This window comes from Novosphingobium sp. BL-S-33, from assembly GCF_056857025.1.
The window spans coordinates 2,088,713-2,115,083 of the sequence record NZ_CM166474.1; the positions used below are offsets into that span (position 1 = coordinate 2,088,713).

Genomic DNA, 26,371 nt, shown 5'->3' on the forward strand with positions numbered 1-26,371 from the left:
TGCAGGATACGCAAGAAGGCCGATGGAGGCCGCGAGGGCGTGTTTTAAGGGTTTGGATGCAGTCCTCCATTCTCAAACGCCTGCTTCGCCGCTATGGCCTTGTCTTGATGCTGACTCTGCCGAATATCCTCACGCTTTCCCGCATCCTGGCGCTGCCGCTGCTGGCCTTCCTGCTGTGGTGGCCAAGGTGGGAGTTTGGCTACGGCCTGGCCTTCGCGCTCTATGCGCTGATGGCCATTACCGACTATTTCGACGGCTATCTTGCCCGTTCGAGCGGGACGGTTTCGAAACTCGGCGTGTTTCTCGATCCCATTGCCGACAAGATCATGGTCGCCACCGTGATTCTGGTGCTGACCGCGCAGGGGATCCTGACCGGGCCTTACGTGGGTGACATGCACGTCATCGCCGGGCTGATCATTCTCGTGCGTGAGATCGCGGTCTCGGGCCTGCGGGAGTTTCTTGGCGGTCTTCAGGTCTCCGTGCCGGTGAGCCGCCTTGCCAAGTGGAAGACGACCTTCCAGCTGATCTCGCTCGGCGCGTTGATTCTGGGCGCGGCGATGCCGTGGTGGAACGTCGACCTGCTGGGGCTGTCCATCAATGTGCCCCACACTGTCGGGCTGACGACGCTGTGGGGGGCGGCGGTGCTGACGCTGATTACCGGGTGGGACTATCTGCGCGTCGGCCTCAAGCACATGGATTGAGCGGGGCGGGGGCGTATAAGCCCCCCATTCGCGCGGCATTGCAAAAACCTCCACTCGCCGTGTGATCGTTGCGATTGGCTCAAGCGTCTCCGCGCGTAAGGGCGGATCGCGGTCCGGGGGGACATCGTAATCCAAGGATAAGTCCCATTACCGCTTCTCGTCGATCGTTTGCCGCACGGATCCGTACCCGGGAGCCGAAGCCGCGCGTTTTCGGGCGAGGCATGGTCTTCGCGCTGGCGGCCTCGGCCGGCCTGACGGTTGCCAATATCTATTATGGCCAGCCGATGCTGGGCCTGATGGCGCGCGACGTTCCCGGCGCGGCGATCACCTATGTGCCCACCGCGACCCAGTTGGGCTACGCTGTAGGCCTGCTCTTGCTGGTGCCGCTGGGTGACCTTCTCGAACGCAAGCGGCTGATCGTGCTGCAATGCCTTGCGCTGGCGGTTGGGCTGGCGCTGGTGGCGCTGGCGCCGACCGGTGCGATCGTGCTCGCCGCATCGCTGGTGGTGGGCCTGCTGGCCTCGGTAGCGCAGCAGATCGTTCCGCTGGCTGCCAATCTCGCGCCCGAGGACAAGCGCGGGGTGGTGGTAGGGACCGTCATGGCGGGCCTGCTCTGCGGCATTCTGCTCAGCCGCACTTTGGCGGGCTTCGTCGGTGCCGAGTTCGGCTGGCGGGCGATGTTCTGGCTGGCGGTGCCGCTGGCGCTCGGCACGGCGGGGCTGATGGCCTGGCAGTTGCCGCGCAGCCGTCCGCATCCCGCAGGGATGGGCTATGGCGGCCTGATCGCTTCGCTCTTGGACCTGTGGCGCGAGTTTCCGGCGCTGCGCCTCGCGACGTTCACCCAGTGCACCCAGTTTGGCGTGTTCAGCGTGTTCTGGACGATACTGGCGCTGCATTTGCAAGAGCCGCGCTTTGGTCTCGGTTCGGAAGTGGCGGGTCTGTTCGGCGTTCTGGGGGCGGCAGGTGTGCTGGCGGCCCCGATTGCCGGGCGCATCGCCGATCGGCGCGGGCCGCACATGGTGATCGTTGCGGCGAGCGCGCTGACGTTGGTCTCGTGGCTGGTCTTCGCCTTCTGGACCTCTATCGTCGGGCTGGTCGTGGGCGTGTTGCTGCTCGATTTTGCGATTCAGGCGAGCCAGATTTCCAACCAGAGCATCATTTTCGCTCTGCGGCCTGAGGCACGCTCGCGCATCAACACGGTCTACATGTCGTCGATGTTCCTGGCCGGCGCGGCCAGTTCAGGTGCTGCGACGGTAGTATGGCACAACTGGGGCTGGAGCGGCGTGACGATGCTGGGGCTTGGCATCGCTTCTGTCGGTCTGGCGCTACAGACGTTGCGCCGCCGGGGCTGAGGGCCTCGGGCATGGCGATCTGACGCCGCAACTCATTCCCGTCGCCCCCGCGAAGGCGAGGGCCCCGCTTCCTTCACGCTACGTCTCAGGAACAAGCCTCGTCCCCGCCTTCGCGGGGACGACGGAGTTTAGGGATTTTTGTCGGATCGTTTCATTCCGATAGAGGCTGGCTCAGCCCGCGCGCAGTTCGTCCGCCAGTAGGCGGAACTCTTCCGAACGCGGTGAATTCTTCCGCCAGACCAGCGCAATCTCTCGGTTGGCATGGGGCGAGATCAGCGGCCGGGCGACGACATTGGTGCCGTTGAGAATCCCCGCATCGATTGCCATTTCCGGCAGCATGGTCAGCCCGAGTCCATTGTCGACCATCTGCACCAACGTGTGCAGGCTCGTGCCGATCATCGTGGCCGAGGCGCGCAGTTCGGGCCGGTTGCAGGCCGCCAGCGCGTGGTCCTTCAGGCAGTGCCCGTCCTCCAGCAGCAGCAGGCGATTCTCGTCGATGATGTCGGGCCCGACTTCCTCGGGCGGGTTGCGCGGATCGTCGGCCGGGAAGGCGACGAAGAAGGCGTCCAGTTCGATCGTCTCCTTTTCCACCTCGCCCGTGGCATAGGGCAGGGCGAGCAGCACGCAGTCCGCGCGGCCATGGTGAAGCGATTCGATGGCGGCCTGACTGGGTTCCTCACGCAGGAAAAGCTTGAGGTTCGGCCGCTCGCGCCGAAGACGGGGCAGCATGCGCGGCAGTAGGAACGGCGCGATCGTCGGGATCACGCTCATGCGCACTTCGCCCGAGAGCGGCTTGCCGCTCGACTGGACGAGGTCTGAGAGTTCCTCTGTCTCGCGCAGGACGCGGTGCGCCTTTTCAACAACCGCATTGCCCAGCGGCGTGAAGCGCACGGCGCGCTTGGTGCGTTCAACCAGCGTCACGCCCAGCAATACCTCAAGATCGCGCAGCCCCGCCGAAAGCGTCGATTGCGAGACGAAGCAGGCGTCTGCGGCACGGCCGAAGTGGCCATGCTCGTGAAGCGCGACGAGATACTGGAGCTGTTTGAGCGTGGGCTGATAGACGGTCACGCCCGGGCTATCGCACGAAGAGCCCTGTTTCGCCAACCGTTTGCTTGGTTACCGCCGGTGTGAACGAGATTCAGGTGGAGGCGTGGAGCCCCGGCGGGACACCTCTGCACCTCCGCGTCTCTGCGTGCACAAAAAAGCCCGGCTTTCGCCGGGCTTTCGTTCATTCGTCCGCCGGTACATCCTCGACGCGGGTCATCTTGAGCTTGCCGTCCACCACCGCGAAGGCGAGCTTGCCTTCCACGAGGTCGAGCGCGTCATGGCCGAACACCTCGTAACGCCAGCCTTCCAGAATTGGCAGGTTCTTGCGCACTCCGGCGGCCAGCAGTTCCAGTTCCTCGCTGCGGGCGAGCAGGCGTGCAGCCACGTCGATCTCGCGCGAGCGGATCTTGAGCAGCAGCTTGAGAAGGTCGGCAACGAGCGCGCCTTCCTTGCCGAGCGGCGCACCGCGCGGCGCGCGCGGGGGCAGTTCGTCCTCGGGCATGGGCTCGGCCTTGGCGATGGTCGTCATGAGGCGTCTGCCGATGTCATTGTCCTTCCAGCCCTGCGAGAGGCCGCGCACTTTGGCGAGGTCGGCCTGCTGCTTGGGCGGGTGGCTGGCGATATCGGCCAGCGTTTCGTCACGGGCGATACGGCCGCGCGGGATGTTCTTGCCTTGCGCTTCGATTTCGCGCCACTCGGCAATCGCCTTGAGGCGGCCGAGCATGGTGGGATTGCGGCCAGCGGCCTTGATCCGCTTCCACGCCTCGGTCGGGTCGTTGCGGTAGTTGTCCGGATCGGCGAGCTTTTCCATTTCCTGGTCGAGCCACGCACCGCGTCCTGTCTTCATCAGACGCTTGAGGATCTTGGGGAAGATCTTGGCGAGATGGGTCACGTCGCCAATCGCATATTCGATCTGACGCTCGGTCAAGGGACGGCGCGACCAGTCGGTGAAACGCGCGCCCTTGTCGATGGTGAGGCCCTGCCACGATTCGACGAGGTTGGAATAGCCGATCTGTTCAGACTGGCTGATCGCCATCATCGCGATCTGCGTATCGAAGATCGGGTGCGGGGTGCGGCCTGTGAAGTTGTAGATGATCTCCACGTCCTGGCCGCCCGCGTGGAAGACCTTCAGCACGTCCTCATTGTCGGTGAGAAGGTCCAGGAGCGGTGAAAGATCAAGGCCTTCGGCCTTGGGATCGACGGCGGCGGCTTCCTCCGTATTGGCGATCTGCACAAGGCACAGTTCGGGCCAATAGGTGTTCTCGCGCATGAACTCGGTGTCGACCGTCACGAAATCGGATTTCGCGAGGCGTTCGCACAGAGCCGTGAGCTCGTCCGTCTTTGTAATCAGAGGGTGAATGATCATTGCGTCAGCGGCGTTACGCCGAACCGAGCAGGGGATCAATCTCCCCCGCTGGCCCGGGCCCCAAGTTTTGTCGGAGAAGTTCGACAGGAATGACTATCGGCGGCGGAACAGGCGTTCCAGCAGACCCGGGCGGCGCTCTTCCTCGATGGCGATGGTCTCGCGATCTACGAAGCGGCGGCGGAGCTGGGTGCCGGTCACGTGAATGCCGGGCGGTGGCAGGTGGAGGGCTTCCTCGTCCTCGACCCCGTTCTCAAGTGGCGCGGTCTGGGCGGGGAAACGGACCATGTCGAGCGGAGCGTAGTCCTGCTCCTGCGCAGGGACAGCTTCGATGGAGGGTTCGAACTCCGAATGTTCGAATTCCGGCGTTTCCAATTCGTGCAGGCTGGCACCCGAGGTTTCGGCTTCAGGTTGCTCAACATCCCAGTCTGTATCGTCGACGTACGATGCGGCCGGGAATAGCGGTGCAGGGGCCTCCGGTTCGACGTCTTCCGACTCGTCCGAATCGGAATAGGCTGCGAAGGCGGCTGTCGGCGGAAACGGATTGGCCAAGGGCGGCGGCGGCGCGAAAGGCGCGGCCGGAGAGGAGGCTGCGGCGGGCGCGGCGAACGGCTCGTGCTCGGTATCGAACACCGGCCTTGGCATGGCGGCAAGCTGCGCGCTCAGATCGAGCGGGCGGCGTAGCGGCGCAGGCTCGCGCCCGAAGGCGGTGCGCGGTGCCGCGGCGGCGACGTGTCCCTCGCGAGCCGTCACGGCTGGAGCTTCGAACCACGGATACGACTCGTTGCTTCCCACCAGCACGGCCATCGCGCGCGGCAGTCCCGCGGTGAGGGCCTTGTCGCGCATGGCCTGATGGATCAGCACGGCCAGATGGCAGGCGCCCACAACATAGGCGCGGCGCTCGTCGGGCGTGGAGGCGCCGCTGAGGCAGTGGTGCTCCAGCGCGGCGATCACCGCATTGAGATCGTCGAGCCCTTCCACGCGCAGGGCATCGTCGATGTCCTCGAATGCGCCCTGCCAGGCAATGGTGTTGCCTTGGTAGCCCGCGGAAATGCCGTCGCGATCGGCATGGGAGAAGCCCCAGGCCTGATCGGTGTAATAGGTCGTTTCGAAAGCGAGCATCGGCGCGGCGCCAAGGCCTGCCTGCATGCCGCATATGTCGATACCGATGGCGGTGATGGGATCGCCCGGGCTGTCCAGCTCGCCGATCCGCTCGACAAGACGGTCCCAGCCGTCGACATTGAGATCGCTGGATGCGATCGAGCGGAAGTGCGCGGGCAGGGGTTGGCCATCGCCGCAGAGCCAGGCGAGTTCGGCCTTGAGGATGCGTGCGGCCTCATCGGCGCCGCCTTCGCGCACCATGGCCTCGATCGCGAGGCGGAATTGGGCTTCCGTCCTGCCGTCGATCGTGACGTCCGCCAGCATTCTCGTTCTCCGTGTGACCCTTTGGGCCCGGCATAGGCTGCAATGGTTGATGTCGGGTTACCGCGCAGTCCTTAGGCTCGATTAATCCCGCGCTCCGGCTGGCTGTCGGCCGCGCGAAAGCGTGACAGAAGTGACCGCGCGACGCGCCGCGGCAATTCCATGTCTGGAAATAATGCAGCCACTCGACTAGGGGGCACGGCTTGCAACCTGTTTCAGACGAAGAGAAGCGCGAGCCCGCCATGACTCATCCCTATCGCTCCCACACCTGCGGCGCCCTTGCCGCTGCCGAGGTCGGCCAGACCGTCCGCCTCTCGGGCTGGGTGCATCGCAAGCGCGATCACGGCGGGGTGCTCTTCGTCGATCTGCGCGATCACTACGGCATCACCCAGATCGTGACCGACAGCGACAGCCCGGCGCTGGCCGTGCTCGATTCGCTGCGCGTCGAATCGGTGGTCACCATCGAAGGCGAAGTGAAGGCTCGCAGCGCATCGACCGTGAACCCGAACCTGCCGACCGGCGAGATCGAGGTCTATGCCCGCGCCGTGACGGTTCAGGCGAAGGCGGAAGAGCTGCCGATGCCGGTCGCCGGTGAGCAGGAATATCCCGAGGATATCCGCCTGCGCTACCGCTTCCTCGACCTGCGCCGTGAGACGCTGCACGCCAACATCGTGAAGCGCACCAAGATCATCTCGGACATGCGCCGCAAGATGGAAGGCATCGGCTTCACCGAATACGCGACGCCGATCCTGACCGCCTCTTCGCCCGAAGGCGCGCGCGACTTCCTGGTGCCTAGCCGCATTCACGCCGGCAAGTTCTACGCGCTGCCGCAGGCCCCGCAGCAGTACAAGCAGCTACTGATGGTCGCCGGTTTCGACCGTTACTTCCAGATCGCGCCCTGCTTCCGTGACGAGGACCCGCGCGCAGACCGTCTGCCGGGCGAGTTCTATCAGCTCGACCTCGAAATGAGCTTCGTCACGCAGGAAGAGATCTGGGAAACCATGGAGCCGGTGCTCCAGAGCGTGTTCGCCGATTTCGCCGAAGGCAAGCCGGTCACGCCGGCAGGTAGCTTCCGCCGTATTCCGCACGCCCAGTCCATGCTGGATTACGGTTCGGACAAGCCCGATCTGCGTAACCCGCTGATCATCAAGGACGTGACCGAGCACTTCGTCGAATCGGGCTTCGGTATCTTCGCCGGTATCGTCGCCAATGGCGGCGTGATCCGCGCGATCCCGGCTCCGGGTGCAGGCGCTGGCAGCCGCAAGTTCTTCGACGACATGAACGTCTGGGCGCGCGGCGAAGGCTACTCCGGCCTTGGCTACATCAACATCAAGGACGGCGTCCCCGGCGGCCCGATCGCCAAGAACCACGGCGAGGAAAAGACCGCCGCGCTGATCGCCGCGCTGGGCCTTGGCCCGAACGACGGCGTGTTCTTCGCTGCCGGCAAGGAAGAGCAGGCTGCCAAGCTGGCCGGTCTTGCCCGCATCCGCACCGGCGAGCAGCTTGACCTGATCGACAAGGACCGCTTCGAGCTGTGCTGGATCGTCGACTTCCCGTTCTACGAATGGGACGAAGACAACAAGAAGGTGGACTTCGCGCACAACCCGTTCTCGATGCCGCAGGGCGGCATGGAAGCGCTGGAAGGTCAGGATCCGCTGACGATCAAGGCGTATCAGTACGACCTCGTCTGCAACGGCTTCGAAATCGCCTCCGGCTCGATCCGTAACCAGTCGCCCGAACTGATGGTCAAGGCGTTCGAGATGGTCGGCCTGAGCAAGGCCGACGTCGAGGAGCGCTTCGGCGGCCTCTACCGCGCGTTCCAGTACGGTGCCCCGCCGCACGGCGGCATGGCGGCCGGCGTGGACCGCATCGTCATGCTGCTCTGCGGCGCGCAGAACCTGCGCGAAGTGGCGCTGTTCCCGATGAACCAGCGCGCCGAAGACCTGCTGATGGGCGCGCCGACCCCGGCCGAGCCCAGGCAGCTTCGCGAACTGCACATGCGCGTGGTTGAGCCCCAGAAGCCGGCTGCACAGGCGCCTGCACAGGGTTGATGAGAATACAGGGCAAGGCATGGGCATGGGGCCCTCTCGCCTTGCTTCCGCTTCGGCGGCCACAATTTGCGGTGATTTCCCGGAAAACTCTGGGAATTGCGGCTGAATCGTGGATAAATCGGGCCATGGCGCTTCCGCGTCGTGATCGTATCTTACGTGCGAGGCTTGCCAGCGCCCGCCCCAGACATTAGGGCGACTGGCGAGATTACATCCTCTGGATTTTTGAAGGGGTCTATTCAAATGAGCGATACCGCCGATCGGGTTAAGAAGATCGTCGTCGAACACCTGGGCGTCGAAGCCGACAAGGTGACCGAAGAAGCAAGCTTCATCGACGATCTGGGCGCTGACTCGCTCGACATCGTCGAGCTGGTCATGGCCTTCGAGGAAGAGTTCGGCGTCGAGATTCCGGACGATGCGGCCGAAAAGATCAGCACTGTCTCCGATGCGATCAAGTACATCGAAGAGAACAAGGGCTGATCCGGCCTACGGTCGATTTGGTGTTCCCGGTTACGGCCGGGATACCTTTCGGCCACTCGCGGATTGAAATCGACAGGCTCGACCTCTAAGGGGGCGGGCCTGTTGCCGTTTCTGCCGGCTGGCTTTTCGCCAGTCGTATTTTTCGGCCAATTGCTTTTTCGGAGAGCATGAATGCGTCGTGTTGTCGTCACCGGACTTGGTCTTGTCACTCCGCTGGGAGCTGACGTCGAGACTGCCTGGGCCAACATCCTTGCCAGCAAGTCCGGCGCTGGCCCGATCACCCGCTTCGATGCGAGCGATCAGAAGTGCCAGATCGCCTGCGAGGTGAAGCCGGCCGACCACGAGTATGGCTTCGATGCCAACAAGCGTGTCGACCACAAGATTCAGCGCCAGGTCGATCCCTTCATCGTCTTCGGCATCGATGCCGCCGGTCAGGCGCTCGAAGATGCCGGCCTCACCGACATGAGCGAGGAAGACAAGCTCATGGCCGGCTGCTCGATCGGTTCGGGCATCGGCGGTCTGCCGGGGATCGAGAGCGAATCGCTGGTGCTCGACCAGAAGGGGCCGGGCCGCGTTTCGCCGCACTTCGTGCACGGTCGCCTAATCAACCTGATCTCGGGTCAGGTCTCGATCAAGTACGGCCTCAAGGGTCCGAACCACGCGGTCGTCACCGCTTGCTCGACCGGTGCCCACTCGATCGGCGACGCCGCGCGCATGATCAAGGACGGCGATGCCGACATCATGCTGGCGGGCGGTGCCGAATCGACCATCTGCCCGATCGGCATTGCCGGCTTCGCACAGGCCCGCGCGCTCAACAGCAGCTACAACGACCGCCCCGAACAGGCGAGCCGCCCTTACGACAAGGATCGTGACGGCTTCGTCATGGGCGAAGGCGCGGGCGTTCTCGTTCTCGAAGAGTACGAACACGCCAAGGCGCGCGGCGCGAAGATCTACTGCGAAGTGATCGGCTACGGCCTTTCGGGCGATGCCTTCCACGTCACCGCTCCAGAGCCCACTGGCGACGGCGCTTACCGTTCGATGCAGATGGCGCTGAAGAAGGCGGGGATGACCCCGGCCGACATCGACTACATCAACGCCCACGGCACTTCGACCATGGCCGACACCATCGAACTCGGCGCCGTGCGTCGCCTGTTCGGCGATGCCATCGGCAGCGTCTCGATGAGTTCGACCAAGTCGGCCATCGGTCACCTGCTCGGCGGTGCCGGTGCGGTCGAATCGATCTTCTGCATCCTTGCGCTGCGCGACCAGATCGTTCCGCCCACGCTCAACCTCGACAACCCGGACGAGGGTTGCGAGGGCGTGGACCTGGTCCCGCACGTCGCGAAAAAGCGTGAGGTGCGTGCCGTGCTGAACAACTCGTTCGGCTTCGGCGGCACCAACGCAAGCCTGGTGATGCGCAAGATCGACTGATCGACCGTCAAGAAAGTTCGCAGGCCATGATGTCGCGGCGCAATTGGTTTCTCGTCGCGGCTCTTGGCCTGGCGGCGGTGATCGTCCTGTGGTCCTTCCTGGGCGGGTGGTATGGTTCCGGCCCGCTCAAGAAGGATACTCACTTCATCGTCCCCAACGGGGCAAGCCTTGCCGTTGTTGCGGATCGGCTGGAGAAGCAGGGCGTGATCGGCTCGGCCAACGGCTTTACGCTGCGCGCCCGGGTGTTCGGCGCGGGCAGTGCGATCAAGGCGGGCGAATTCGCGATTCCCGCCCACGCCAGCGCTTCGCGCGTGATGGCGATCATCTCCAGCGACGAGGTTATCCGCCGCTTCGTAACCGTGCCGGAGGGGATGCCCTCGATCATGGTGCATGAGCGCCTGATGGCGCAGCAGCAGCTCACCGGCGATATTGCGGTGCCCGATGAGGGCTCCGTGCTGCCGGACAGCTACGCGTTCGGCGACGGTGAGAGCCGCGAGGCCGTCCTGCGCCGCATGCAGGCGGCGATGAGCCGCACTTTGGCCGAACTGTGGGACAAGCGCGCCGACGGCCTTGTGGTCAAGACGCCCGAACAGGCGATCATCCTTGCCTCGATCGTCGAGAAGGAAACCGGCAAGCCTTCCGAGCGCCGCATGGTCGCCGGTCTCTATTCCAATCGTCTGCGCATCGGCATGCCGCTTCAGGCGGATCCGACGATCATCTACCCGATCACCAAGGGCAAGGCGCTTGGCCGCCGCATCCTCGAATCCGAGATTCGTGCGGTGAACGATTACAATACCTACTCGATGGCCGGGCTGCCCAAGTACCCGATCACCAATCCGGGCCGCGCCTCGATCGAGGCGGTGCTGCATCCGGCGGAGACCGGTGCGCTCTACATGGTGGCGGACGGCACCGGACGCCATGCTTTCGCCTCGACGCTGGCAGAGCATAACCAGAACGTGAAGAAGTGGTTCGCGATCCGCCGTGCGCGGGGCGAAATCTGACGAAGGGGCGCACTGACGAGGAGAGTGCCTCCCGTCAGTGCAGCGTGCCGTCGGCCTTCTTGCGCCGGGCGTAGATGAGCGAAGCAAGGGCGATCCCGACGATCACCAGCGGGAAGATCGCGGAACTGGGCCCCTTCGCGCCCAGCATATCGAAATCGAGGAAGCTCCAGGCGAACTGGACGATCACCGCCGTCAGCGAGAGCGCGAAGAAGGCCCAGGCCCAGCCGCGCCGCATGAGCAGCAGCATCGCGCCGAACGTCCCGCTCCAGACCGCCACGGCATAGGCACCCCAGGCCCAGGCGGGCATCTGCATGAAGGCACGAGCGGTTACCGGGTCGGTCTTCGCCAATTCGTCGAGATCGGCGCTGGCCTGCATGAGATAGGCGGCATCGCCCAGCAGGTTCCACAAGAGGATGGCCGTGGCGATGATCCAGAACGTGCGCATGTCCGTCTCCCTAGGCGCACCACCCGTGGATATGGGTGTCGTGGCTAAGGACTTTGCCGTAGGGCCGAAGATCTTGCAATTGGGCGAGGGCAGGGATGTGAGCGAGTGTCCCGCTACGATCCAGGGGCTGAAATGAACCGTGAAGGCGAAGTACTGGCGGGTAAGCGCAAGGCCGGCGCGCCGCTGCTGGTGACGGCAGAATTGCCGGCCGATGTGCTCGGCTGGGCTGACGCGCTGCGCCGTGCGCATTATCCGCCCGAACGCAACCGCCTGCGTGCCCACGTCACGCTGTTCCACGCGCTGCCGCCTTCGGTGGAGGCGGAACTGGTCGACGTGCTGGCCGATCTGGCCCGGACGGCGCCTCCGGCGGCGCGAATCACCGGCCTGATGAAGCTGGATCAAGGCACGGCGCTCGCCGTGGAGAGCCCGGCAATGACGAAACTACACGCGCGAATCGCCGAACGCATGCACGGCTTGCTGACTGATCAGGATACGCGCCCGTTGCGGCTCCACGTGACTATCCAGAACAAGGTGCCATCGACGGAGGCGCGCGCCCTTCAGGCCGAGCTGGACCCGCGCTTTGCGCCCGTAAACTTCCGTTTTCGGGGCTTCGGCCTTTATGCTTGGGAGGATGGGCTCTGGCGCGACATCCGGCTCGTAAAATTTCGCGGCTGAATGCAGTTTTGGGTGTTGACCGCACGAAAGCTTCCCCCTAGAGGCAGCCACCTGCCCGGGGCGCTCCCCCGGCACCATGCAGAGCCACCCAAGCGGTGGACTTGGTATGGCGGAGTAGCTCAGCTGGTTAGAGCAGCGGAATCATAATCCGCGTGTCGGGGGTTCGAGTCCCTCCTCCGCTACCACCTTTCCAAGCATTTTCCCGATTTTACGCGCAAACGCGGAGATTGCCTCTCCGCCTCGTGTGTTGGATCGCTGCGGCGTACCCCGTCTCCGGCGGTTGCCTGAGGCTTGCGCAAGGCGCGCGCCCGACAGCTGTCAAGTGGCAGGGGCGCTACTATCCCGCTCAGAAGATCAGTCGGAACAGCCAGTAAAGCGTGCCGGCGAGGACGATCGAGACGGGGAGTGTCAGCACCCACGCCACGGCGAGATTGCGGATGGTTTCCATCTGGAGGCCGGAGCGGTTCGCGGCCATCGTGCCCGCCACGCCCGAAGAGAGAATGTGCGTCGTCGAGACCGGCAGGCCCATTGTGTCGGCTGCTAGGATCGTGCCCATCGTCACCAGTTCCGCCGATGCGCCCTAGGCATATGTCATGTGCGATTTGCCGATTTTCTCGCCAACGGTGATGACGATACGTCGCCAACCTACCATCGTCCCTAATCCGAGCGCAAAGGCGACTGCCACCTTTACCCAGGTCGGTACGAAGCGCGTACCTTTGTCGAGCGACTGTTTGTACTGGTTCAGCGCCGCGATGTCCTTTTCGGACAAACCTGCCGCGTGTTCGCTGCCGAGCCGTTTGATCGCCTCGGACGCGAGATACATGTCGTTGCGGACATTCGCGACTGCCGCGGCAGGGACTTTGGCCAGCGAGCCATAACTGCTTACCTGACGGTCGATGTCGGCGATCAGGGCGACGAGTGCAGGCTTCGTGTCCGGTGCAAAGTGCCGGTCGGCGATAAAGCGGGTGACCGAGGTTCGCGCCTGATCCGGCGACATCGGCACCGGATCCGTGCGAAGCGCGGATGTTGCGAGCGCGGCATTGGCGTGGAACGTCGCGGTGTATTGTGCGGGCACGGCGCGGTTCAAGGCATAGGCCGTGGGAACGGTGCCGATCAAGATCAGCATGATCAGGCCCATGCCCTTCTGACCGTCGTTGGAACCGTGCGTGAAGCTCACGCCGGTGCAGGTGAAGATCAAGAGCGCGCGGATCCATCCGGGAGGCGGCACGCCGGGCTCAGGCTCGCGGTACAGGGCCGGATGACGGATGAGTGTTTTTGCCGCGAGGTACAGCAACGCGGCCAGACAGAAGCCAATGAGCGGTGAGAACAGCAGGGCCTGGCCGATCTCGGTCGCCTTGGACCAGTCGACGCCGGCCGTGCCGGACTTTCCGACCATCAGGGCATTGGCCACGCCCACCCCGATGATCGAGCCGATCAGCGTATGGGAGCTGGACGAAGGAATGCCGAACCACCAGGTTGCCAGATTCCACAGGATCGCCGCGATCAGGAGGGCGAAGACCATGGCGAAGCCCGCCTGCGACCCGACTTTCAGGATCAGCTCGACCGGCAGCAGCGAGACGATGCCGAATGCCACGGTCCCGGTCGACAGCAGCACACCGAGAAAATTGAAGAACCCGGACCAGACGACGGCGACATGCGCGGGCAGAGCATTGGTGTAGATCACGGTCGCAACGGCGTTGGCGGTATCGTGGAACCCGTTCACGAATTCGAAGCCGAGGGCGATCAGCAGCGCGATGAACAGCAGCACGAAGGGCATCAGCGCAACGGCATGCACTCCCGCCGCCTGTGCGTCCGAATAGACGCTGAATGCGACATAGAGGATCGCCGCTATCACAGCGGCGCCGAACCCGATGAGGCCCACTTTTCCGAGGCCCTGGTTCAGATCCGGCCGAGAACTCGTTGACCGGGGTTGGCCGAGTTCCTGAATACCTAGCGCGCGTTCCATAGCCGGTCCCGTTCTGACAGGCCTAGGGTATGGTCCCCATTTGTGACAGCTTTCTTGCGTAATCCAAATGGTCATCACGCCCCTGGATCGCCGTCATTCGGACATGTCGTTGTCACGACAAATTGATTTCGTGCTGCCTGAGGATTTCAGGAGCGCGCGACGATTCCAGCCGCGCTCAGTCGGCGCTGTCTTCGGTCCGTTCGATCCGCACCGCGCCGACATGAGCATGGCCCTTGGCGGCGGCGAGTTTTTCCTGGCGGTGGCGCTCGCGGTAGGATGCGCGCTGTTCATCCGTCCGCTCGGAATGGCACGCCGGGCAGCTTACGCCCTCTTCGTAGAGCGGTGAGGCGGCATCTTCCGCATTCACCGGGCGGCGGCAGGCGTGGCACAGCGTGTGGCTGCCCTCGACCAGACCGTGGCCGATCGTCACCCGCTGGTCGAATACGAAGCATTCGCCGCGCCAGAGGCTGTTTTCCTCGGGCACTGTTTCCAGATACTTCAGGATGCCGCCCTTGAGGTGGAAGACGTCCTCGATCCCTTCCTGCTTCAGGAACGCGGTGGACTTTTCGCAGCGGATCCCGCCGGTGCAGAACATGGCGACTTTCGGCGGCTTGCCCGCGCCGAGCAGCTTCTCGCGCTCACGCCGGAACCATTCGGGGAAATCGCGGAAGCTGGCGGTCTTCGGGTCGATCGCGCCTTCGAAGGTGCCCACCGCCACTTCGTAGTCGTTGCGGGTGTCGATCACGATGGTGTCGGGATCGGAGATCAGCGCATTCCACTCCTGCGCCTCGACATATGTGCCGACGCTGGCGCGCGGGTCGATGTCGGGTTCGCCCATGGTGACGATCTCGCGCTTGAGGCGGACCTTCAGGCGGTGGAATGGCATGGTAGAGGCGCTCGACAGCTTGACGTCGAGATCGGCGCAGTCGGGCAGGGCGCGGATATGTTCCAGTACTTTGGAGATCCCGCCAGCCGGGCCGGCGATCGTGCCGTTGATGCCTTCGGCCGCGAGCAACAGCGTGCCGCGAATGCCGTTTTCGCGGCACAGGGCCTCAAGCGGTGCGCGCAAGTCGGCGCAATTCTCGAAGCGAGCGAAACGGTACAGGGCAGCCACGTGCACGGGCTCAAGGGATTCGCGATGGGGCGTGTGCATGGCCGGCCCCATAGCGCTTAGCGGCGCGCGCGTCAGCAAGCGCGGTGCGTTGGCGGCCATGCGGGCGCAATATTGTCCTGCCAGAACGGGTGGCGGTGTCGTTCTGGCCGCCCGCATCTTCCAATGTTTCAAAGTATTTCCGGGCAGCCAAAGGCGATGTGAACAGGGGCTACCGGTTTGCAATCCGGAACCCGGGCCGCCATGGTCCCCCCGGAGGAAATGGAAGGAGTTCAGGTTTGGAGTCAGTTTCGGTCGTACTTTTCCTGCTGCTGGCGGTGGTCGTCAGCGGCGCGATATCGAGGATGCTGCCATGGTCGGTGCCGACGCCGCTGGTGCAGATCCTGCTGGGCGCGGTGGTCGGTCTTTCGACCTCCTATAGCGTATCGCTGAACCCCGAACTGTTCCTGCTGCTGTTCCTGCCGCCGTTGCTGTTCCTTGACGGCTGGCGCATTCCCAAGGACGAATTGTTCAAGGACGTCTCGACCGTTGTCGAACTGGCGCTGGGGCTGGTGCTGACGACGGTGATCGGCATGGGCCTGTTCATCAACTGGATGATCCCGGCGATGCCGCTGGCCGTGGCCTTCGCATTGGCCGCCGTGGTTTCGCCCACCGATCCGATCGCGGTTTCCGCGATTGCCGCGCGCGTGCCGATCCCCAAGCGCATGATGCACATCCTTGAAGGGGAATCGCTGCTGAATGACGCTTCGGGCCTTGTCTGCCTGCGCTTTGCGGTGGCGGCGGCGCTGACCGGAACCTTCTCTGCCGGGCAAGCGGCTCTCAACTTCCTGTGGGTGGCGGGCGCCGGGCTTGCCATCGGCGTGGCCGTTACCATCGTCGTCTCGCGCGCCAAGGCCTGGGTCACGCGCCACTGGGGCGAGGATACCGGCTCGCAGATCCTTGTCAGCCTGCTGATCCCGTTCGGCTCCTACATGCTGGCGGAACACTTCCACGCCTCCGGCATCCTTGCCGCGGTGGGGGCAGGCGTGACGATGACGTTCGCCGAGATCTCGCGAGAGGCGATGGCCGTCACCCGGATGCGTCGCAATTCGGTGTGGGATACAATCCAGTTCACCCTGAACGGCATCATCTTCGTGCTGTTGGGCGAGCAACTTCCCGCCATCCTTGCCGAGGCGAAGCGGACCGTCGCCGTGACCGGGCATACCGAGACCGGCTGGCTGGCGCTCTATGTCGTGGCGATCGTGCTCGGCCTTGCGGCGCTGCGCTTCGTGTGGGTCTGGGTCTCGTTCAAGTTCACCATCCTGCGCCAGCGACAGTCGGGCGTCAGTGCACGCAGTCCGAACTGGCGGCTGGTCGCGGCGATGTCCTTTGCGGGCGTGCGCGGTGCGATCACGCTGGCCGGTGTGTTGACGCTGCCGCTGGTGCTCAATGATGGCGCTCCGTTCCCGGCGCGCGATCTGGCGATCTTCCTTGCGGCGGGGGTCATCATTGTCTCGCTGGTGCTGGCCAGCATTGCCCTGCCGGTGCTGCTCAAGGGGCTGACCATGCCGAGCGAGCCGTCGAAACAGGCCGAGGAGGATGCCGCCCGCGTGGCCACGGCCGAAGCGGCAATCCGGGCGATCGAGCGCCACCAGCACCGGCTGGCCGAAGACCATGGCGATGCCGACCGCTATGCGGCGGCGGGCGGACGCGTGATGGACCTCTACCGCGACCGCCTCGATGGGCTCAGCGAGGATGAGCAGGATGCGGTGCGCGCGCAGGAGCGGCTGTTCCGCGATTTCCGCCTTGTCGGCGTGAAGGCCGAGCGCGCGGCCTTGGCGGAACTGATCCGCCAGCGCAGTGTCGGCAGCCAGACTATTCGCAAGCTGACGCGCGAGCTTGACCTGTCGGAAGCCCGTTTGCGCGGGTGAGCATGGCCTGAAACGAATGCAGCGCGGCACCGGGCCGCGCTGCGTTATTCGTCTTGTACGGGGCGGTTCTGCCGCCCCGTAAGAGTGTCCGGTCAGTCGAACTTGACGCCGAGCGTGTTACGGCCCCGGCGCTTGCTTTCCAGCGTGGGGGCGGCCTTCTCCGGGGTCGCCCCGGCCGTTACCGGGCTTTTCGGCGGGCTCTTGGGTGCGGACTTTGCCGGTGCCTTTGCGGGTGCCTTCTTGCGCCCGCCCTTGCGCCCAAGGCCGATCTCGATGGCGAGCGCCTTGCGCCGTGCCGCATAGTCGGGCGCGATCAGCGGGTAGTCGGCCGCAAGGTTCCAGCGGGCGCGATATTCATCCGCCGTCAGGCCATGCTCGGTGCCGAGGTGGCGCTTCAGCGTCTTCAGCTTGGCGCCGCATTCAAGGCAGGCGATCGCATCGGATTTCACCGAAGCGCGGATCGAGACGGCGGGGGTCCGTTTCTCCTCCACGGCTTCTACCGGCTGGCCCAGCTTCGCGAGCGAGCCGTAGACCGACTGGATCAGTAGCGGAAGATCGGCCGTCGAAACGGGATTATTGCTGACATGTGCGGTGACGATGTCGGCCGCGAGTTCGAGAAGTATGTCGTCTGCCATCTTTTTTGCCTGTTGCCCGAATTTTTTTGTTGAGTGCGATTACACAGAACAAACATTACGGGCAGGATTGCGCAAGTCTTCCGGCAGGTTTTCGACCATATTTCTTGCCGATCGTTCTTTTTTGAAACAGGCTACACCCCTTTTGTGTGCATGAAATACCGCGCTATTTGGCGGTTTTTGCAATGTTACGACAGCGTTGAAGAAAGAACTTGGATGTTCGATCATCCGAAAGTCGTAAACGGCCCATGGCCAGATTCTATCGCGGCTCCAAATCTCACTATTTGATGCATTGAAGTACCTTGTGGAACGCTTTTTCTCCCAGACACAAAAAACTGCGGGAGAAACGGACATGGCGCGGGGCGCAGCGTTGTTGGTTGGGGGGCTTTTGCCGTCGGTGCTGCGAATTTCGCCTTCGGAGATTTTCCAGACAGTCTTCGACTGGTGGCGAAGCATCTGGTCGAGGTTTCACGGTTGTCAGCAGGGCATTGCTGCTTCGGCAACGACAGGCCTGACAGTACACACTCATCCTCGATGAATTCGTTGTGTCGTTGACCGTTCAAGGCTTTCTTGCGGCGTGGTGGGCCCAATAGAGTGCAGATATTGTCGCGATGAGAGCCCGTTGCTAGCACCGCAGCCGTCATATCTTCGGGGGTGTTGGATGGTCCGCTTGCACAATCTGTTTCTTGCCTGCGGTTTCTGTCTGGCGGCCGGACAATTCGGCAATGTGGCGGACGCGCAGGACTATCATCCGGTATTTCATCCCGGCGAACTCAAGGGGCCTCCAGCGGGCCGGCCGAACGAGGTCATGGTATTGGGCACGCCGCATCTGTCCGACATGCCCGGCACTTTCCGGCTGGAATTGGTGGATCCGGTGGTCGCCCGGTTGGCGGCATGGCGGCCTACCGCCATTGCCACCGAGGACATGTCCGGCCTCCAGTGCGATAGCCTGCGCCGCTATCCATCGCGCTATGCGGAGACAGTCGAGGCATATTGCCCGGATCCGACCCTTGCGGGCAAAGCGACCGGGCTCGATGTGCCCGCCGCCAATGCCGAGGCCGAGCGCCTGCTGGCGGCGTGGCCCACGTTACCCTCGTCGGCGCAGCGTCGGCATCTGGCGGCAGTGTTCCTCGCCGCAGGAGAGCCGGGATCGGCGCTGGTACAGTGGTTGCGCCTGCCGGAGGCCGAACGCCGCGAGGGTGACGGGCTGACCGCCGAACTCGCCGCCAAGCTGGACAAGCGCAAGGACCAGCACAATGAGACCAACCTGATCGCCGCGCGGCTGGCGGCAAAGCTGGGGCTGGAGCGGCTGTGGAGCGTTGATGACCATTCCGCCGACATGCCCGAAGCCGCCGATCCGGAGGCATACGATGCGGCGATCTCTCACGCTTGGGACAATCCCGCCACGCACCAGCGGGAGGCTGACGGCAAGAGGCTGAACGCCGGGTTGGACAAGCCTGACGGCCTGCTCGCGCTGTACCGCGCCTACAACGATCCCTCGCAGGCGCAGCTGGTCTATCGGTCGGACTTCGGCGCTGCACTGGTCGAGCCCTCGCCGCAGGGGTTCGGCCGCAATTACGTGGGGTACTGGGAGACGCGGAACTTGCGCATGGTGGCGAATATCCGCGACGTTCTGGGGCGCTATCCCGGTACGCGCCTGCTCGCGATCGTCGGCGCCTCGCACAAGGCGTATTACGAGGCCTATCTCGATCAGATGCACGACGTGAAGCTGGTCGATGCAGAGGCCGTGCTGCGATAGATCCCATCTCGAAATAACCGGAGCGATCCCCCCAAAGGCGAGGGAGGTCCCCCAATGAAGCCCGAACAATCGGCGGCGCCGTGTTATCGTGCCGAGGTCAGGCGAAAGGCTCCGGGGGCGGGCCGCGCTGGCGGAGGCCGGGGCATTGGACAGTCGGGCGGTGAGCAGTCGGGAAGACGTCAGAGGATTAAAGAGCAGGCCGGGCAGCAGGCGGGCGGGCGGCTTTTCGTACTGGACATTCCCCAGGTTGGCTGCTGCGCGCAACACGCTGCTGATTACCGATCCCAATCGTCTGATCGCCCTTGGCCGTCTGGTCACCGCGTGTTTCGCGATTCTGGCGATCTACCTCGATCCCACCCGCCCGGGCCGCTTCCTGCCCGAGGCGCGGCATGTGCTTGCCTTTTATCTCGCCTATGCGCTGGTTCTGGTGGTCGCGCCGGTCCGCCGCCCGGTCGACAGCCCGGTGCACTTCCTGTTCCATGTCGCGGATACTGCGATCCTGGGCTGGCTGGCGTTCCTGACCGATGAACTGACGAGCCCGTTCTTCTCCTTCCTCCCGTTCACACTCATGGCGATGACGGTGCGCTGGGGGTTCATCGGCGCGATCATGGGCGCGTTCCTGCTGGAAATCGCACTCTTCGCGATCGGCATTCCCGATACGCTCGACGGCGAATCCGAACTCAACGTGCTGATCGCGCGATCGGTCTATTTCCTGCTCTCGGCCCTGATGCTCGGCTATTTCGGGGCCTACCGCGAAAGCAGCCGCGAGCGTCTGGCCCGGCTGGCGAAATGGCCGATGGAGCGCGCTTTGGGCAGCCGCCGCGCCTGGCTGGGCGAACTGTGCAGCCATGCGGGAGACGTTACCGGGAGCCGCCACATGATGGTGGTCTGGCGCGAGCATGACCGGCCCGACGGTGTCGTCGCGGTGTGGAATGGAGACGGCGTGGAGCTTGCCGACCTTGAAAACTCGGTGCTCTGGGACCGTGTCGAGGTGGACCGCGCCGGCATCTTCGACCGGGGCGAGGGCAGGGTGCTGACGCGCGGCGAGGCCGATGCTTTCGCCGTTCTGCTCGATCATCTGCGCCTGCCGCTGGTGCCGGTGCGCGATTTCGCGGTGATGGCGGGGTTTTCCGGCCTGCGATTTCGCGGCTCGATCCTGATCGCCGATCCCGATTGCCGCCCCGAGGATGCCGCCTTGCTGTGCGACATCATCGCCACGCGCGCGGGCTCGGAACTTGAGCGGATCGACCTCGTCGCCCGCCACTCAGACAACGTGCGCGCGGAGGAGCGCAACCGGCTGGCGCAGGACCTGCACGACAGCGTGTTGCAGGACCTGACCGCCACAAGCCTGAAGCTGCGGGCGCTCGCCGCGCGTGCGGGCTCGCTGACGCCGGAGGAGGCAGGCGGACAGACGCGCGAGATCGAGGACCTCGTTACCGAACAGCAGCGCCGCATCCGCCGGTTTGTCGAAGACCACCGCGAGGCGCGCGCCGAACGCGCGGTAGACGTTGCGGATGAGCTGCGCCGCCAGGCCGAACTGCTTCAGCGCAAGTGGGGCGTCGCCATGCCGTTCGATTGGGAGGGGGCGCCGATTCATTTGCGGCGGCGCACCGTCGAGGACATCGTCCAGCTTGTGTCGGAAGCGACTTCGAATGCGGTGCGCCACGGGTCCGCCTCCAGCGTGCGCTTGCGGGCTGGGCATACGGGCGGGGCGATGCATCTGACGCTTGTCGACAACGGCACAGGGCTTTGCGCGTCGGGTGGGCAGGGGTCGATCTCGCTCCGTGCGCGGGTGCTGCAACTTGGCGGCTCGATGTTCCTTGCCGGAGGCACGCCGGGGCTGGAAGTGACGATGGTGATCCCGGTCGGGGAGCTGGCGGCGTGACCCGGCGCGTTGTCGTTGCCGACGATCACCCGCTGCTGCTGCGCGGCCTTGCCGACCTGCTGCGCGCGACCGAGGGCATCGAACTGGTGGAGGCGGCGGGCAGCGGCATTCGCGCGCTCAGCGTGATCCGCGATCAGCGGCCGGACATCGCGATCCTCGACGTGACGATGCCGGATGTTGGCGGCATGGCGATCCTCAAGGTCATCCATGAGCAGGACTGGCCGGTGCGGGTGATCTTCCTGTCGGCGACGATGAGCGGCAACCAGATTGCCGAGGCTCTTTCGCTTGGCGTCTGGGGGTTGTTGCTGAAGGACTATGCCGCCCATTCGCTGGTCGCCTGCCTTGGCGAGGTGATCGCCGGGCGCAAGTGGCTGCCCGAGGATCTCGTCGCCCGGGCGCGCGAGGAAAGCGGCATCGATGTCGCCAAGGCCATCGCCAGTCTCACCCCGCGTGAGCGTGAGATCAGCGAACTCGTGTGTCGAGGCTTCTCGAACAAGGCGATCGCCGCCACTGTCGGCTCGACCGAGGGCACGGTCAGCATCCATTTGCACAACATCTATCGCAAGCTCGGCATCTCCAGCCGCACCACACTGGCGACGCTTTTCGTGCGGCATGTGGAGGAGCGTTTGTGAGCGTGGCCGGGCTGGAGACGTCGCCGCGTCGGGACTGGCTGCGGGATTCATTACGGATTCTGCCCGGACTGGTGCTCGGCGGAGCGTTTCTTGCGCTCTTGTGGAACACGGTGGACATGGCGCGGGTGGCGGCGCTGATGGCGCAGGCCGCTTGGCCGCCGCTGCTGATGGCGCTTGTTGCCTATGCGCTCGATTTCGTGCTGCGGGCGGCGCGTTTTCGGTTTCTGCTCGATCCGGATGGTGCGCGCGGGCTGACCCTTCGGGCGACGGTGGCGCCTTTCATCGCCAGTTTCGGCATCAGCGACGTGCTGCCGTTGCGGCTTGGCGACGTGTTTCGCATCTGGTGGTTCCACCGCCGCTTCGGGCTTCCGGCAGGGCTGGTGGTGGCGGGGATGATCGTCGAGCGCGTGCTGGACCTCGTAGCCATTCTGGCCATTGCCGCAGTGGGACTATGGCTGGTCGATGCGCCGCTTCCGCATGAGGCGATGATGCACCTGCGACTGGCGGCGGGCGCGGCGATGGTGCTCAGTATCGGTGTGCTCGCCATGCCCGCCATACTGGCGCGGATCGCCGCCGCCGTGGCGCGGCGCTATCCGCGCGGGCCGGTGCAGCGCCTTGCCGCAGCGGCGCGTTCGGTGGCCGATGCCGTGCGGGCGATCAGACAGGGACGGCGAATGGCGCGGATGCTGCTGCTTTCGGTCGGGCTCTGGTTGTTGGAGAGCCTCGTCATGTTGGGAGCATGGGTCAGCCTGGGCGGCGATCCTGCCGCCTGGCTCAAACCGCTTACGGCTTTTGCAGTGGCGACGCTGGGGACATTAGTACCTGCTTTACCCGGCCATTTCGGATCGTTCGAGGTGTTTGGCGTGCTGGTCTTCGTGGCGCTGGGGGTTCCGGCCGAACCGGCCACGGCGATCATCCTTGTCGCCCATCTTCTGCTCTGGCTGCCGACTGCGCTGTTCGGGATCGGATGGCTCATGGTGACACGTGTGCGGGGCGATGTGCGGCTGGAAGCGGCGGGCGTTTCGGCCTGAAGTTTTTAAATGGGTTCGCGCGGAGGCGCGGAGGCGCAAAGAGGGCGCGCCGTGAGGTGGGCGAAGTCTCTCAATCGCACGTTTTTCGAAGAGGGGCGGCGTTGCCGCCGGGATTCTCCGCGTCTCCGCGCCTCCGCGCGAACCTCATCAAACTAGGCGGACCCGCGCAAGAGCGGTGCGAACACCGGCTCTTCGTAATGCCGAAAACTGGGCGCACGTCCATGCGGGCGTTGCGCGCGGAGCAGGGCGCGGGTGCCGGCGGCGGTGGCGGCGCGAATGTCGCGATCAATCCGGTCGCCGATCAGCAGCGTCTCGCGCGGAGTGGCGCCGGCGCGCGCCATCAACGCGTTCAGTCCGGACGGGTCGGGCTTGAGCCGTCCGACGCCTTCGTCTCCCGCCCAGATTTGGTGATCGGCAACAAGGCCGAGCGCGGCGAGCTTGGCGGTCACGGGAAAGTCGGACCAGACCGCGATGGTCCGCCCGCTCGCCCGGATCGCGGCAAACAGGCGGTCGATCCCGCGTGCCTTGTAACGCGGCAGATGCTGGAGCGGACGGCGCTCCATCCATTCCTCCACCAGCGCACGCACCTCGCGTTCGGGGCGGCGGCTCAGCTCTGCGGTCAGGCGGTATTGCTCGGCGGCGAAATCGCCATGGTCCTTCAACGCCGGGCCGTCGCCCAAGAGTTCGCGCACCTGCCGAAAGTGGCGCAGCGTGCGCAAGGTCCGCGTGCTGCGGCGGCTGAGGCAATCGAGCCCCAGTTCCCGCGCCATCGCAAGGCGTAGCGGCGGCTGATCGTAAAGCGTCCCATCAAGGTCGAACACCACCAGCCGCACGTCGCCCCAGGCGATGGCAACCGTCATCGGCGCAGCACGCGCCTGACGTTCTTGTACACGAAGCGCACCGTGGCCTCGGCAATGCCGCGCCCCAGCACGTCATCGAGAGCGACGAGCAGCCGGTCGATCTGCCCTTCGGTCACCACATAGGGCGGCATGAAGTGGATGAGGTCGCGCGCGCCGGGCTGGAAATGGGCGAGAATGCCGTGCCGCTCGAACAAGTCGCGGGTGAGCGAACCGACCAGCACCGTCTCCCAGGTGACGAAGAGCTGGTTCTTGCGGATATCGAGGAATTTTTCCGCCATGAACTGGCCGAAATTGAGTTCGATAGCCTGAAAGCAGCCCTTGCCGCGCAGCGAGGCGATGCAGCGCGGATACTTGGCCTGAAGCCGTTCCAGCCCCGCGCGCAAGTAGGCGCCCATGGCTCCGGCGCGCTCGATCAGGCGCTCCTCGTCGAGCACATTGAGCGTTTCGATGGCGACCGCGCAGCTCTCACCCATGCCGGAGAAGCTCGAACTGTGCAGGTTGCAGTCCTGCGTGTTGCCATAGGCCTTGTCGAACAGCGCCTGCGAGGTGACCATCGCGCCCATCTCGCGCTTGCCGCCGCCCAGCGTCTTGGCCAGCGTGACCACGTCGGGCACCGCGTCCTCGTGCTGGAAGGCGCAGAACAGGCCGGTGCGGCCCATGCCGACTTTGACCTCGTCGAAGATCGTCAGGATGTCCGCCGCACGGCAGGCTTCGACCAGTTCGGTGAAGTATCCGGGTGGCGGGGATTCGCAGGAGGTGCCGCGCAGGGTTTCGATCATCACCGCGATGATGCGGTTCTCGGCGCCGCCCTCGCGGGCAATCGCTTCGCGAACTGAGGCAATGTCGCCGTAGCGACAGAAAATCACGTTCTCCTTAGGCACGCCCATCAGGAAGCCGGTCTGTACGTCAGTGGCGGTGGTGACCGAGAGCGGCCCGTGGGTCTTGCCGTGGAAGGCGCCCTGCATGCAGAGGAACTTGGTCTTGCCTTTGGGCGTCTGTACGCGCTCGCAAAGCTTCATCGCCGCTTCGTTGGCCTCGGCGCCCGAGACCGCGAGGAACGAGACGTCGAGCGGCTCGGGCAGGAACCGCGCGATGTTGTAGGCCAGCGCGCCTTGCAATTTGTGCGGAGCTATCTTGATGCAGTCGAGCACCAGTTCGTCATGGCAGCGCCGCTCCGCGGCGATGATCCGGGGGTGGTTGTGGCCCAGCCCCAGCACGCCGAATCCGCCCGAGTAGTCGAGGATCCGCCGCCCGTCGCGCAGCACGATCTCGCAGCCCTGCGCGCTGACGATGTCCATGTTCCGCAGGCCGAGGATATCGTAGACCTGCAACATGTAGCGGTTGAGGTGCGTAGCGTAGAGTTCCATGGCCCGCGCGTTGTCGAGCGCAAGACTCTCATCGAGCGTCAGCAGTCGGCGGTCCAGTTCACGGTCGCGCCGCGGAGCCTCGATCTTCGAATAAGCCGTCACCCGCGCCTCCCAGTTTCTGCACCGACCAGGAGACTAGCCGGAACGGCGCTTCGGCAGAATCTACAGGACCTTATAATCCTGAATCGTCCACGCCGGGAGGGATGTTCTCCATTGGGCTGAATCCCAAGGGGAAAGGGGTAGCACGCGGATGGTATGCGCCGAGCGGTTCAGTCCGCCAGCATGGCCCCCAGCGCGGGGGTGAGGATTTCCTGCACGGCATTCTCGCGGATCGTCACGAAGCGCGCGGCAAGGCCGTGTTTGGCGGCAAGGGCCGGCCCGTGCTTCGGTCCCGCCACGGTGAGTGCCGAGGCCCAGCCATCCGCCAACATCGCGCTCGGCGCGATGACGCTGACCGAGGCTAGGCCGTTTTCCGTCGGCCGTCCCGTGCGCGGATCGATGGTATGTTCGCCGCGCTGGTAATTGCCCGAAGTGGCGACGGCGATGTCGTGCAGCGCCAGACGCAGCGACAGGTCGGCGCCGGAGGCGATATCCGGCGGCGTTTCGAGGTCCACCCACCACGGCTCGCCATCGGGACGCACGCCGCGCCCCACCAGTTCGCCGCCGATTTCCACCAGCATATGACGCATGCCCATGCTCGCCAGCAGGTCCGCGACGGCATCGACCGCACACCCCTTGGCGATACCGGAAAAATCGAGCGCGAGCCCGCCTGGCTGGCGCAAGCGGCGGGTCGGGGCGTCCCATGCCAGGCGAGTCCAGCCGGAAGCTTCGCGTGCGGCGGTAACGGCAAGCGCATCCGGCACTGGCTTCGGCCCCGGCGGCCCGAAGCCCCAGAGATCGACGAGACGCCCGATGGCGGGATCGAAAGCACCCTCACTGGCCTCGGCGATGGTGAGCCCGGCGGAGATCACCGCTGCGAAATCGTTCGGCAACGCCGCCCAGCTTCCCGCAGGCGCCCGATTGAACTGGCAGAGGAGCGATTCCGGCTCCCAGTGACTCATCTCGGCAATGATGGTGGCAAGGCGGGCCTCCACGGCCGCGCGGATCGCGCGCGCATCGGTGCCTTCTGGCGCGGCGAAGCGAAGGCTCCAGGTCGTGCCCATGGTCTCCCCATGCAGTTCGCCGACTGCGATCCGGGGATCGCAGTCGGCGAAGGCATGGGCATCGATATGCGCGGGAAGCGCAATGCGCAT

22 protein-coding genes, 1 tRNA gene and 1 pseudogene are annotated in these 26,371 nt (G+C 64.8%); 13 read left to right on the forward strand and 11 right to left on the reverse strand.

All coding sequences use genetic code 11. The annotated features are described in order from the left end of the window. Positions 1-107 precede the first annotated feature (107 nt). Together pgsA and AC1VVM_RS09810 are read left to right on the forward strand one after the other, a co-directional pair. Positions 108-701 carry a CDP-diacylglycerol--glycerol-3-phosphate 3-phosphatidyltransferase gene (pgsA, locus tag AC1VVM_RS09805; protein ID WP_132385728.1) on the forward strand — a complete coding sequence of 198 codons (594 nt, stop codon included), beginning with the start codon at positions 108-110 and terminating at the stop codon, positions 699-701. A 221-nt stretch (positions 702-922) separates the two neighbouring features. Continuing rightward, positions 923-2,053, forward strand: a complete 1,131-nt coding sequence (locus AC1VVM_RS09810; RefSeq protein ID WP_482903735.1) for an MFS transporter — start codon at positions 923-925, stop codon at positions 2,051-2,053. A 171-nt stretch (positions 2,054-2,224) separates the two neighbouring features. Here AC1VVM_RS09810 and AC1VVM_RS09815 read toward each other — a convergent pair whose 3' ends face one another. The 3 genes from AC1VVM_RS09815 to AC1VVM_RS09825 form a co-directional block, all read right to left on the reverse strand. Continuing rightward, the gene (locus tag AC1VVM_RS09815; protein ID WP_132384965.1) at positions 2,225-3,121 is read right to left on the reverse strand and encodes a hydrogen peroxide-inducible genes activator; all 897 of its coding nucleotides are present in this window, start codon (positions 3,119-3,121) and stop codon (positions 2,225-2,227) included. A 160-nt stretch (positions 3,122-3,281) separates the two neighbouring features. Further along, positions 3,282-4,466, reverse strand: coding sequence for a ribonuclease D (gene rnd / locus AC1VVM_RS09820; RefSeq protein WP_132384966.1), 1,185 nt, complete (start codon positions 4,464-4,466; stop codon positions 3,282-3,284). 93 nt (positions 4,467-4,559) lie between these two features. Next, complete coding sequence (locus AC1VVM_RS09825) at positions 4,560-5,888, reverse strand: hypothetical protein (protein WP_482903736.1); 1,329 nt, start codon at positions 5,886-5,888, stop codon at positions 4,560-4,562. A 239-nt stretch (positions 5,889-6,127) separates the two neighbouring features. Here AC1VVM_RS09825 and aspS point away from each other — a divergent pair, with 239 nt between their 5' ends. From aspS to mltG, 4 genes are all read left to right on the forward strand, one after another. Next, complete coding sequence (gene aspS, locus AC1VVM_RS09830) at positions 6,128-7,936, forward strand: aspartate--tRNA ligase (RefSeq protein ID WP_482905186.1); 1,809 nt, start codon at positions 6,128-6,130, stop codon at positions 7,934-7,936. A gap of 240 nt (positions 7,937-8,176) precedes the next feature. Next, positions 8,177-8,413 (forward strand): acyl carrier protein, encoded by a 237-nt coding sequence (locus AC1VVM_RS09835; protein WP_007013838.1) that lies wholly within the window; start codon positions 8,177-8,179, stop codon positions 8,411-8,413. A gap of 171 nt (positions 8,414-8,584) precedes the next feature. Then, on the forward strand, positions 8,585-9,844 hold the full coding sequence (fabF, locus tag AC1VVM_RS09840; protein WP_482954973.1) for a beta-ketoacyl-ACP synthase II: 1,260 nt from the start codon (positions 8,585-8,587) through the stop codon (positions 9,842-9,844). A gap of 26 nt (positions 9,845-9,870) precedes the next feature. Next, positions 9,871-10,845, forward strand: a complete 975-nt coding sequence (gene mltG, locus AC1VVM_RS09845; protein ID WP_482954974.1) for an endolytic transglycosylase MltG — start codon at positions 9,871-9,873, stop codon at positions 10,843-10,845. A gap of 34 nt (positions 10,846-10,879) precedes the next feature. On the opposite strand, the gene AC1VVM_RS09850 is transcribed toward mltG, so the two are convergent. Further along, complete coding sequence (locus tag AC1VVM_RS09850; protein WP_482903739.1) at positions 10,880-11,290, reverse strand: sugar transporter; 411 nt, start codon at positions 11,288-11,290, stop codon at positions 10,880-10,882. Between the two features lie 132 nt (positions 11,291-11,422). Between AC1VVM_RS09850 and AC1VVM_RS09855 the strand changes: the two genes are divergently transcribed. Both AC1VVM_RS09855 and AC1VVM_RS09860 read left to right on the forward strand, forming a co-directional pair. Beyond that, positions 11,423-11,965, forward strand: coding sequence for a 2'-5' RNA ligase family protein (locus AC1VVM_RS09855; protein ID WP_482903740.1), 543 nt, complete (start codon positions 11,423-11,425; stop codon positions 11,963-11,965). 108 nt (positions 11,966-12,073) lie between these two features. Next, positions 12,074-12,150 (forward strand) — tRNA-Met (locus tag AC1VVM_RS09860). Positions 12,151-12,311: 161 nt separating this feature from the next. Here the strand turns inward: AC1VVM_RS09860 and AC1VVM_RS09865 are convergent. Then, positions 12,312-13,868 (reverse strand): annotated as a pseudogene (locus AC1VVM_RS09865) (inorganic phosphate transporter). Between the two features lie 238 nt (positions 13,869-14,106). Beyond that, the gene (gene trhO, locus AC1VVM_RS09870; RefSeq protein ID WP_482903792.1) at positions 14,107-15,084 is read right to left on the reverse strand and encodes an oxygen-dependent tRNA uridine(34) hydroxylase TrhO; all 978 of its coding nucleotides are present in this window, start codon (positions 15,082-15,084) and stop codon (positions 14,107-14,109) included. A gap of 236 nt (positions 15,085-15,320) precedes the next feature. Between trhO and AC1VVM_RS09875 the strand changes: the two genes are divergently transcribed. After that, positions 15,321-16,952, forward strand: a complete 1,632-nt coding sequence (locus AC1VVM_RS09875; protein WP_132384973.1) for a Na+/H+ antiporter — start codon at positions 15,321-15,323, stop codon at positions 16,950-16,952. A 92-nt stretch (positions 16,953-17,044) separates the two neighbouring features. Here the strand turns inward: AC1VVM_RS09875 and AC1VVM_RS09880 are convergent, their stop codons facing one another. Together AC1VVM_RS09880 and AC1VVM_RS09885 are read right to left on the reverse strand one after the other, a co-directional pair. After that, the gene (locus AC1VVM_RS09880) at positions 17,045-17,587 is read right to left on the reverse strand and encodes a Ros/MucR family transcriptional regulator (protein ID WP_482903793.1); all 543 of its coding nucleotides are present in this window, start codon (positions 17,585-17,587) and stop codon (positions 17,045-17,047) included. A 39-nt stretch (positions 17,588-17,626) separates the two neighbouring features. Beyond that, entirely contained in the window at positions 17,627-18,040 is a 414-nt protein-coding gene (locus tag AC1VVM_RS09885) for a hypothetical protein (protein ID WP_482903794.1), read from the reverse strand. Between the two features lie 205 nt (positions 18,041-18,245). Here AC1VVM_RS09885 and AC1VVM_RS09890 point away from each other — a divergent pair, with 205 nt between their 5' ends. From AC1VVM_RS09890 to AC1VVM_RS09905, 4 genes are all read left to right on the forward strand, one after another. Beyond that, on the forward strand, positions 18,246-19,343 hold the full coding sequence (locus AC1VVM_RS09890) for a DUF5694 domain-containing protein (RefSeq protein WP_482954975.1): 1,098 nt from the start codon (positions 18,246-18,248) through the stop codon (positions 19,341-19,343). 247 nt (positions 19,344-19,590) lie between these two features. Next, on the forward strand, positions 19,591-21,228 hold the full coding sequence (locus tag AC1VVM_RS09895; protein WP_482903796.1) for a sensor histidine kinase: 1,638 nt from the start codon (positions 19,591-19,593) through the stop codon (positions 21,226-21,228). After that, a complete protein-coding gene (locus AC1VVM_RS09900; protein WP_132384976.1) occupies positions 21,225-21,860 on the forward strand; it encodes a response regulator in 636 nt (211 codons plus the stop codon). Before AC1VVM_RS09895 ends, AC1VVM_RS09900 begins: the two co-directional genes overlap by 4 nt. Beyond that, positions 21,857-22,891: a lysylphosphatidylglycerol synthase transmembrane domain-containing protein gene (locus tag AC1VVM_RS09905; RefSeq protein ID WP_482954976.1), complete on the forward strand. Its 1,035-nt coding sequence runs from the start codon at positions 21,857-21,859 to the stop codon at positions 22,889-22,891. The genes AC1VVM_RS09900 and AC1VVM_RS09905 overlap by 4 nt, the downstream gene beginning before the upstream one ends. A 152-nt stretch (positions 22,892-23,043) precedes the next feature. On the opposite strand, the gene AC1VVM_RS09910 is transcribed toward AC1VVM_RS09905, so the two are convergent. The 3 genes from AC1VVM_RS09910 to AC1VVM_RS09920 all read right to left on the reverse strand — a co-directional run bounded on the left by AC1VVM_RS09910 (position 23,044) and on the right by AC1VVM_RS09920 (position 26,371). Further along, positions 23,044-23,751 carry an HAD family hydrolase gene (locus AC1VVM_RS09910; RefSeq protein ID WP_482903798.1) on the reverse strand — a complete coding sequence of 236 codons (708 nt, stop codon included), beginning with the start codon at positions 23,749-23,751 and terminating at the stop codon, positions 23,044-23,046. Next, positions 23,748-25,220, reverse strand: coding sequence for an aspartate aminotransferase family protein (locus AC1VVM_RS09915; RefSeq protein WP_482903799.1), 1,473 nt, complete (start codon positions 25,218-25,220; stop codon positions 23,748-23,750). The genes AC1VVM_RS09910 and AC1VVM_RS09915 overlap by 4 nt, the downstream gene beginning before the upstream one ends. A 167-nt stretch (positions 25,221-25,387) precedes the next feature. Further along, a complete protein-coding gene (locus AC1VVM_RS09920) occupies positions 25,388-26,371 on the reverse strand; it encodes an FAD:protein FMN transferase (protein ID WP_482954977.1) in 984 nt (327 codons plus the stop codon).

Coding starts and splice junctions, on each gene's coding strand:
- pgsA (WP_132385728.1), top strand. CDS start 108: ATGCTGACTCTGCCGAATATCCTCACGCTTTCCCGCATCCTGGCGCTG.
- AC1VVM_RS09810 (WP_482903735.1), top strand. CDS start 923: ATGGTCTTCGCGCTGGCGGCCTCGGCCGGCCTGACGGTTGCCAATATC.
- rnd (WP_132384966.1), bottom strand. CDS start 4,466: ATGATCATTCACCCTCTGATTACAAAGACGGACGAGCTCACGGCTCTG.
- AC1VVM_RS09825 (WP_482903736.1), bottom strand. CDS start 5,888: ATGCTGGCGGACGTCACGATCGACGGCAGGACGGAAGCCCAATTCCGC.
- aspS (WP_482905186.1), top strand. CDS start 6,128: ATGACTCATCCCTATCGCTCCCACACCTGCGGCGCCCTTGCCGCTGCC.
- AC1VVM_RS09835 (WP_007013838.1), top strand. CDS start 8,177: ATGAGCGATACCGCCGATCGGGTTAAGAAGATCGTCGTCGAACACCTG.
- fabF (WP_482954973.1), top strand. CDS start 8,585: ATGCGTCGTGTTGTCGTCACCGGACTTGGTCTTGTCACTCCGCTGGGA.
- mltG (WP_482954974.1), top strand. CDS start 9,871: ATGATGTCGCGGCGCAATTGGTTTCTCGTCGCGGCTCTTGGCCTGGCG.
- AC1VVM_RS09850 (WP_482903739.1), bottom strand. CDS start 11,290: ATGCGCACGTTCTGGATCATCGCCACGGCCATCCTCTTGTGGAACCTG.
- AC1VVM_RS09855 (WP_482903740.1), top strand. CDS start 11,423: ATGAACCGTGAAGGCGAAGTACTGGCGGGTAAGCGCAAGGCCGGCGCG.
- trhO (WP_482903792.1), bottom strand. CDS start 15,084: ATGCACACGCCCCATCGCGAATCCCTTGAGCCCGTGCACGTGGCTGCC.
- AC1VVM_RS09880 (WP_482903793.1), bottom strand. CDS start 17,587: ATGGCAGACGACATACTTCTCGAACTCGCGGCCGACATCGTCACCGCA.
- AC1VVM_RS09885 (WP_482903794.1), bottom strand. CDS start 18,040: ATGCTTCGCCACCAGTCGAAGACTGTCTGGAAAATCTCCGAAGGCGAA.
- AC1VVM_RS09890 (WP_482954975.1), top strand. CDS start 18,246: ATGGTCCGCTTGCACAATCTGTTTCTTGCCTGCGGTTTCTGTCTGGCG.
- AC1VVM_RS09910 (WP_482903798.1), bottom strand. CDS start 23,751: ATGACGGTTGCCATCGCCTGGGGCGACGTGCGGCTGGTGGTGTTCGAC.
- AC1VVM_RS09920 (WP_482954977.1), bottom strand. CDS start 26,371: ATGCGCATTGCGCTTCCCGCGCATATCGATGCCCATGCCTTCGCCGAC.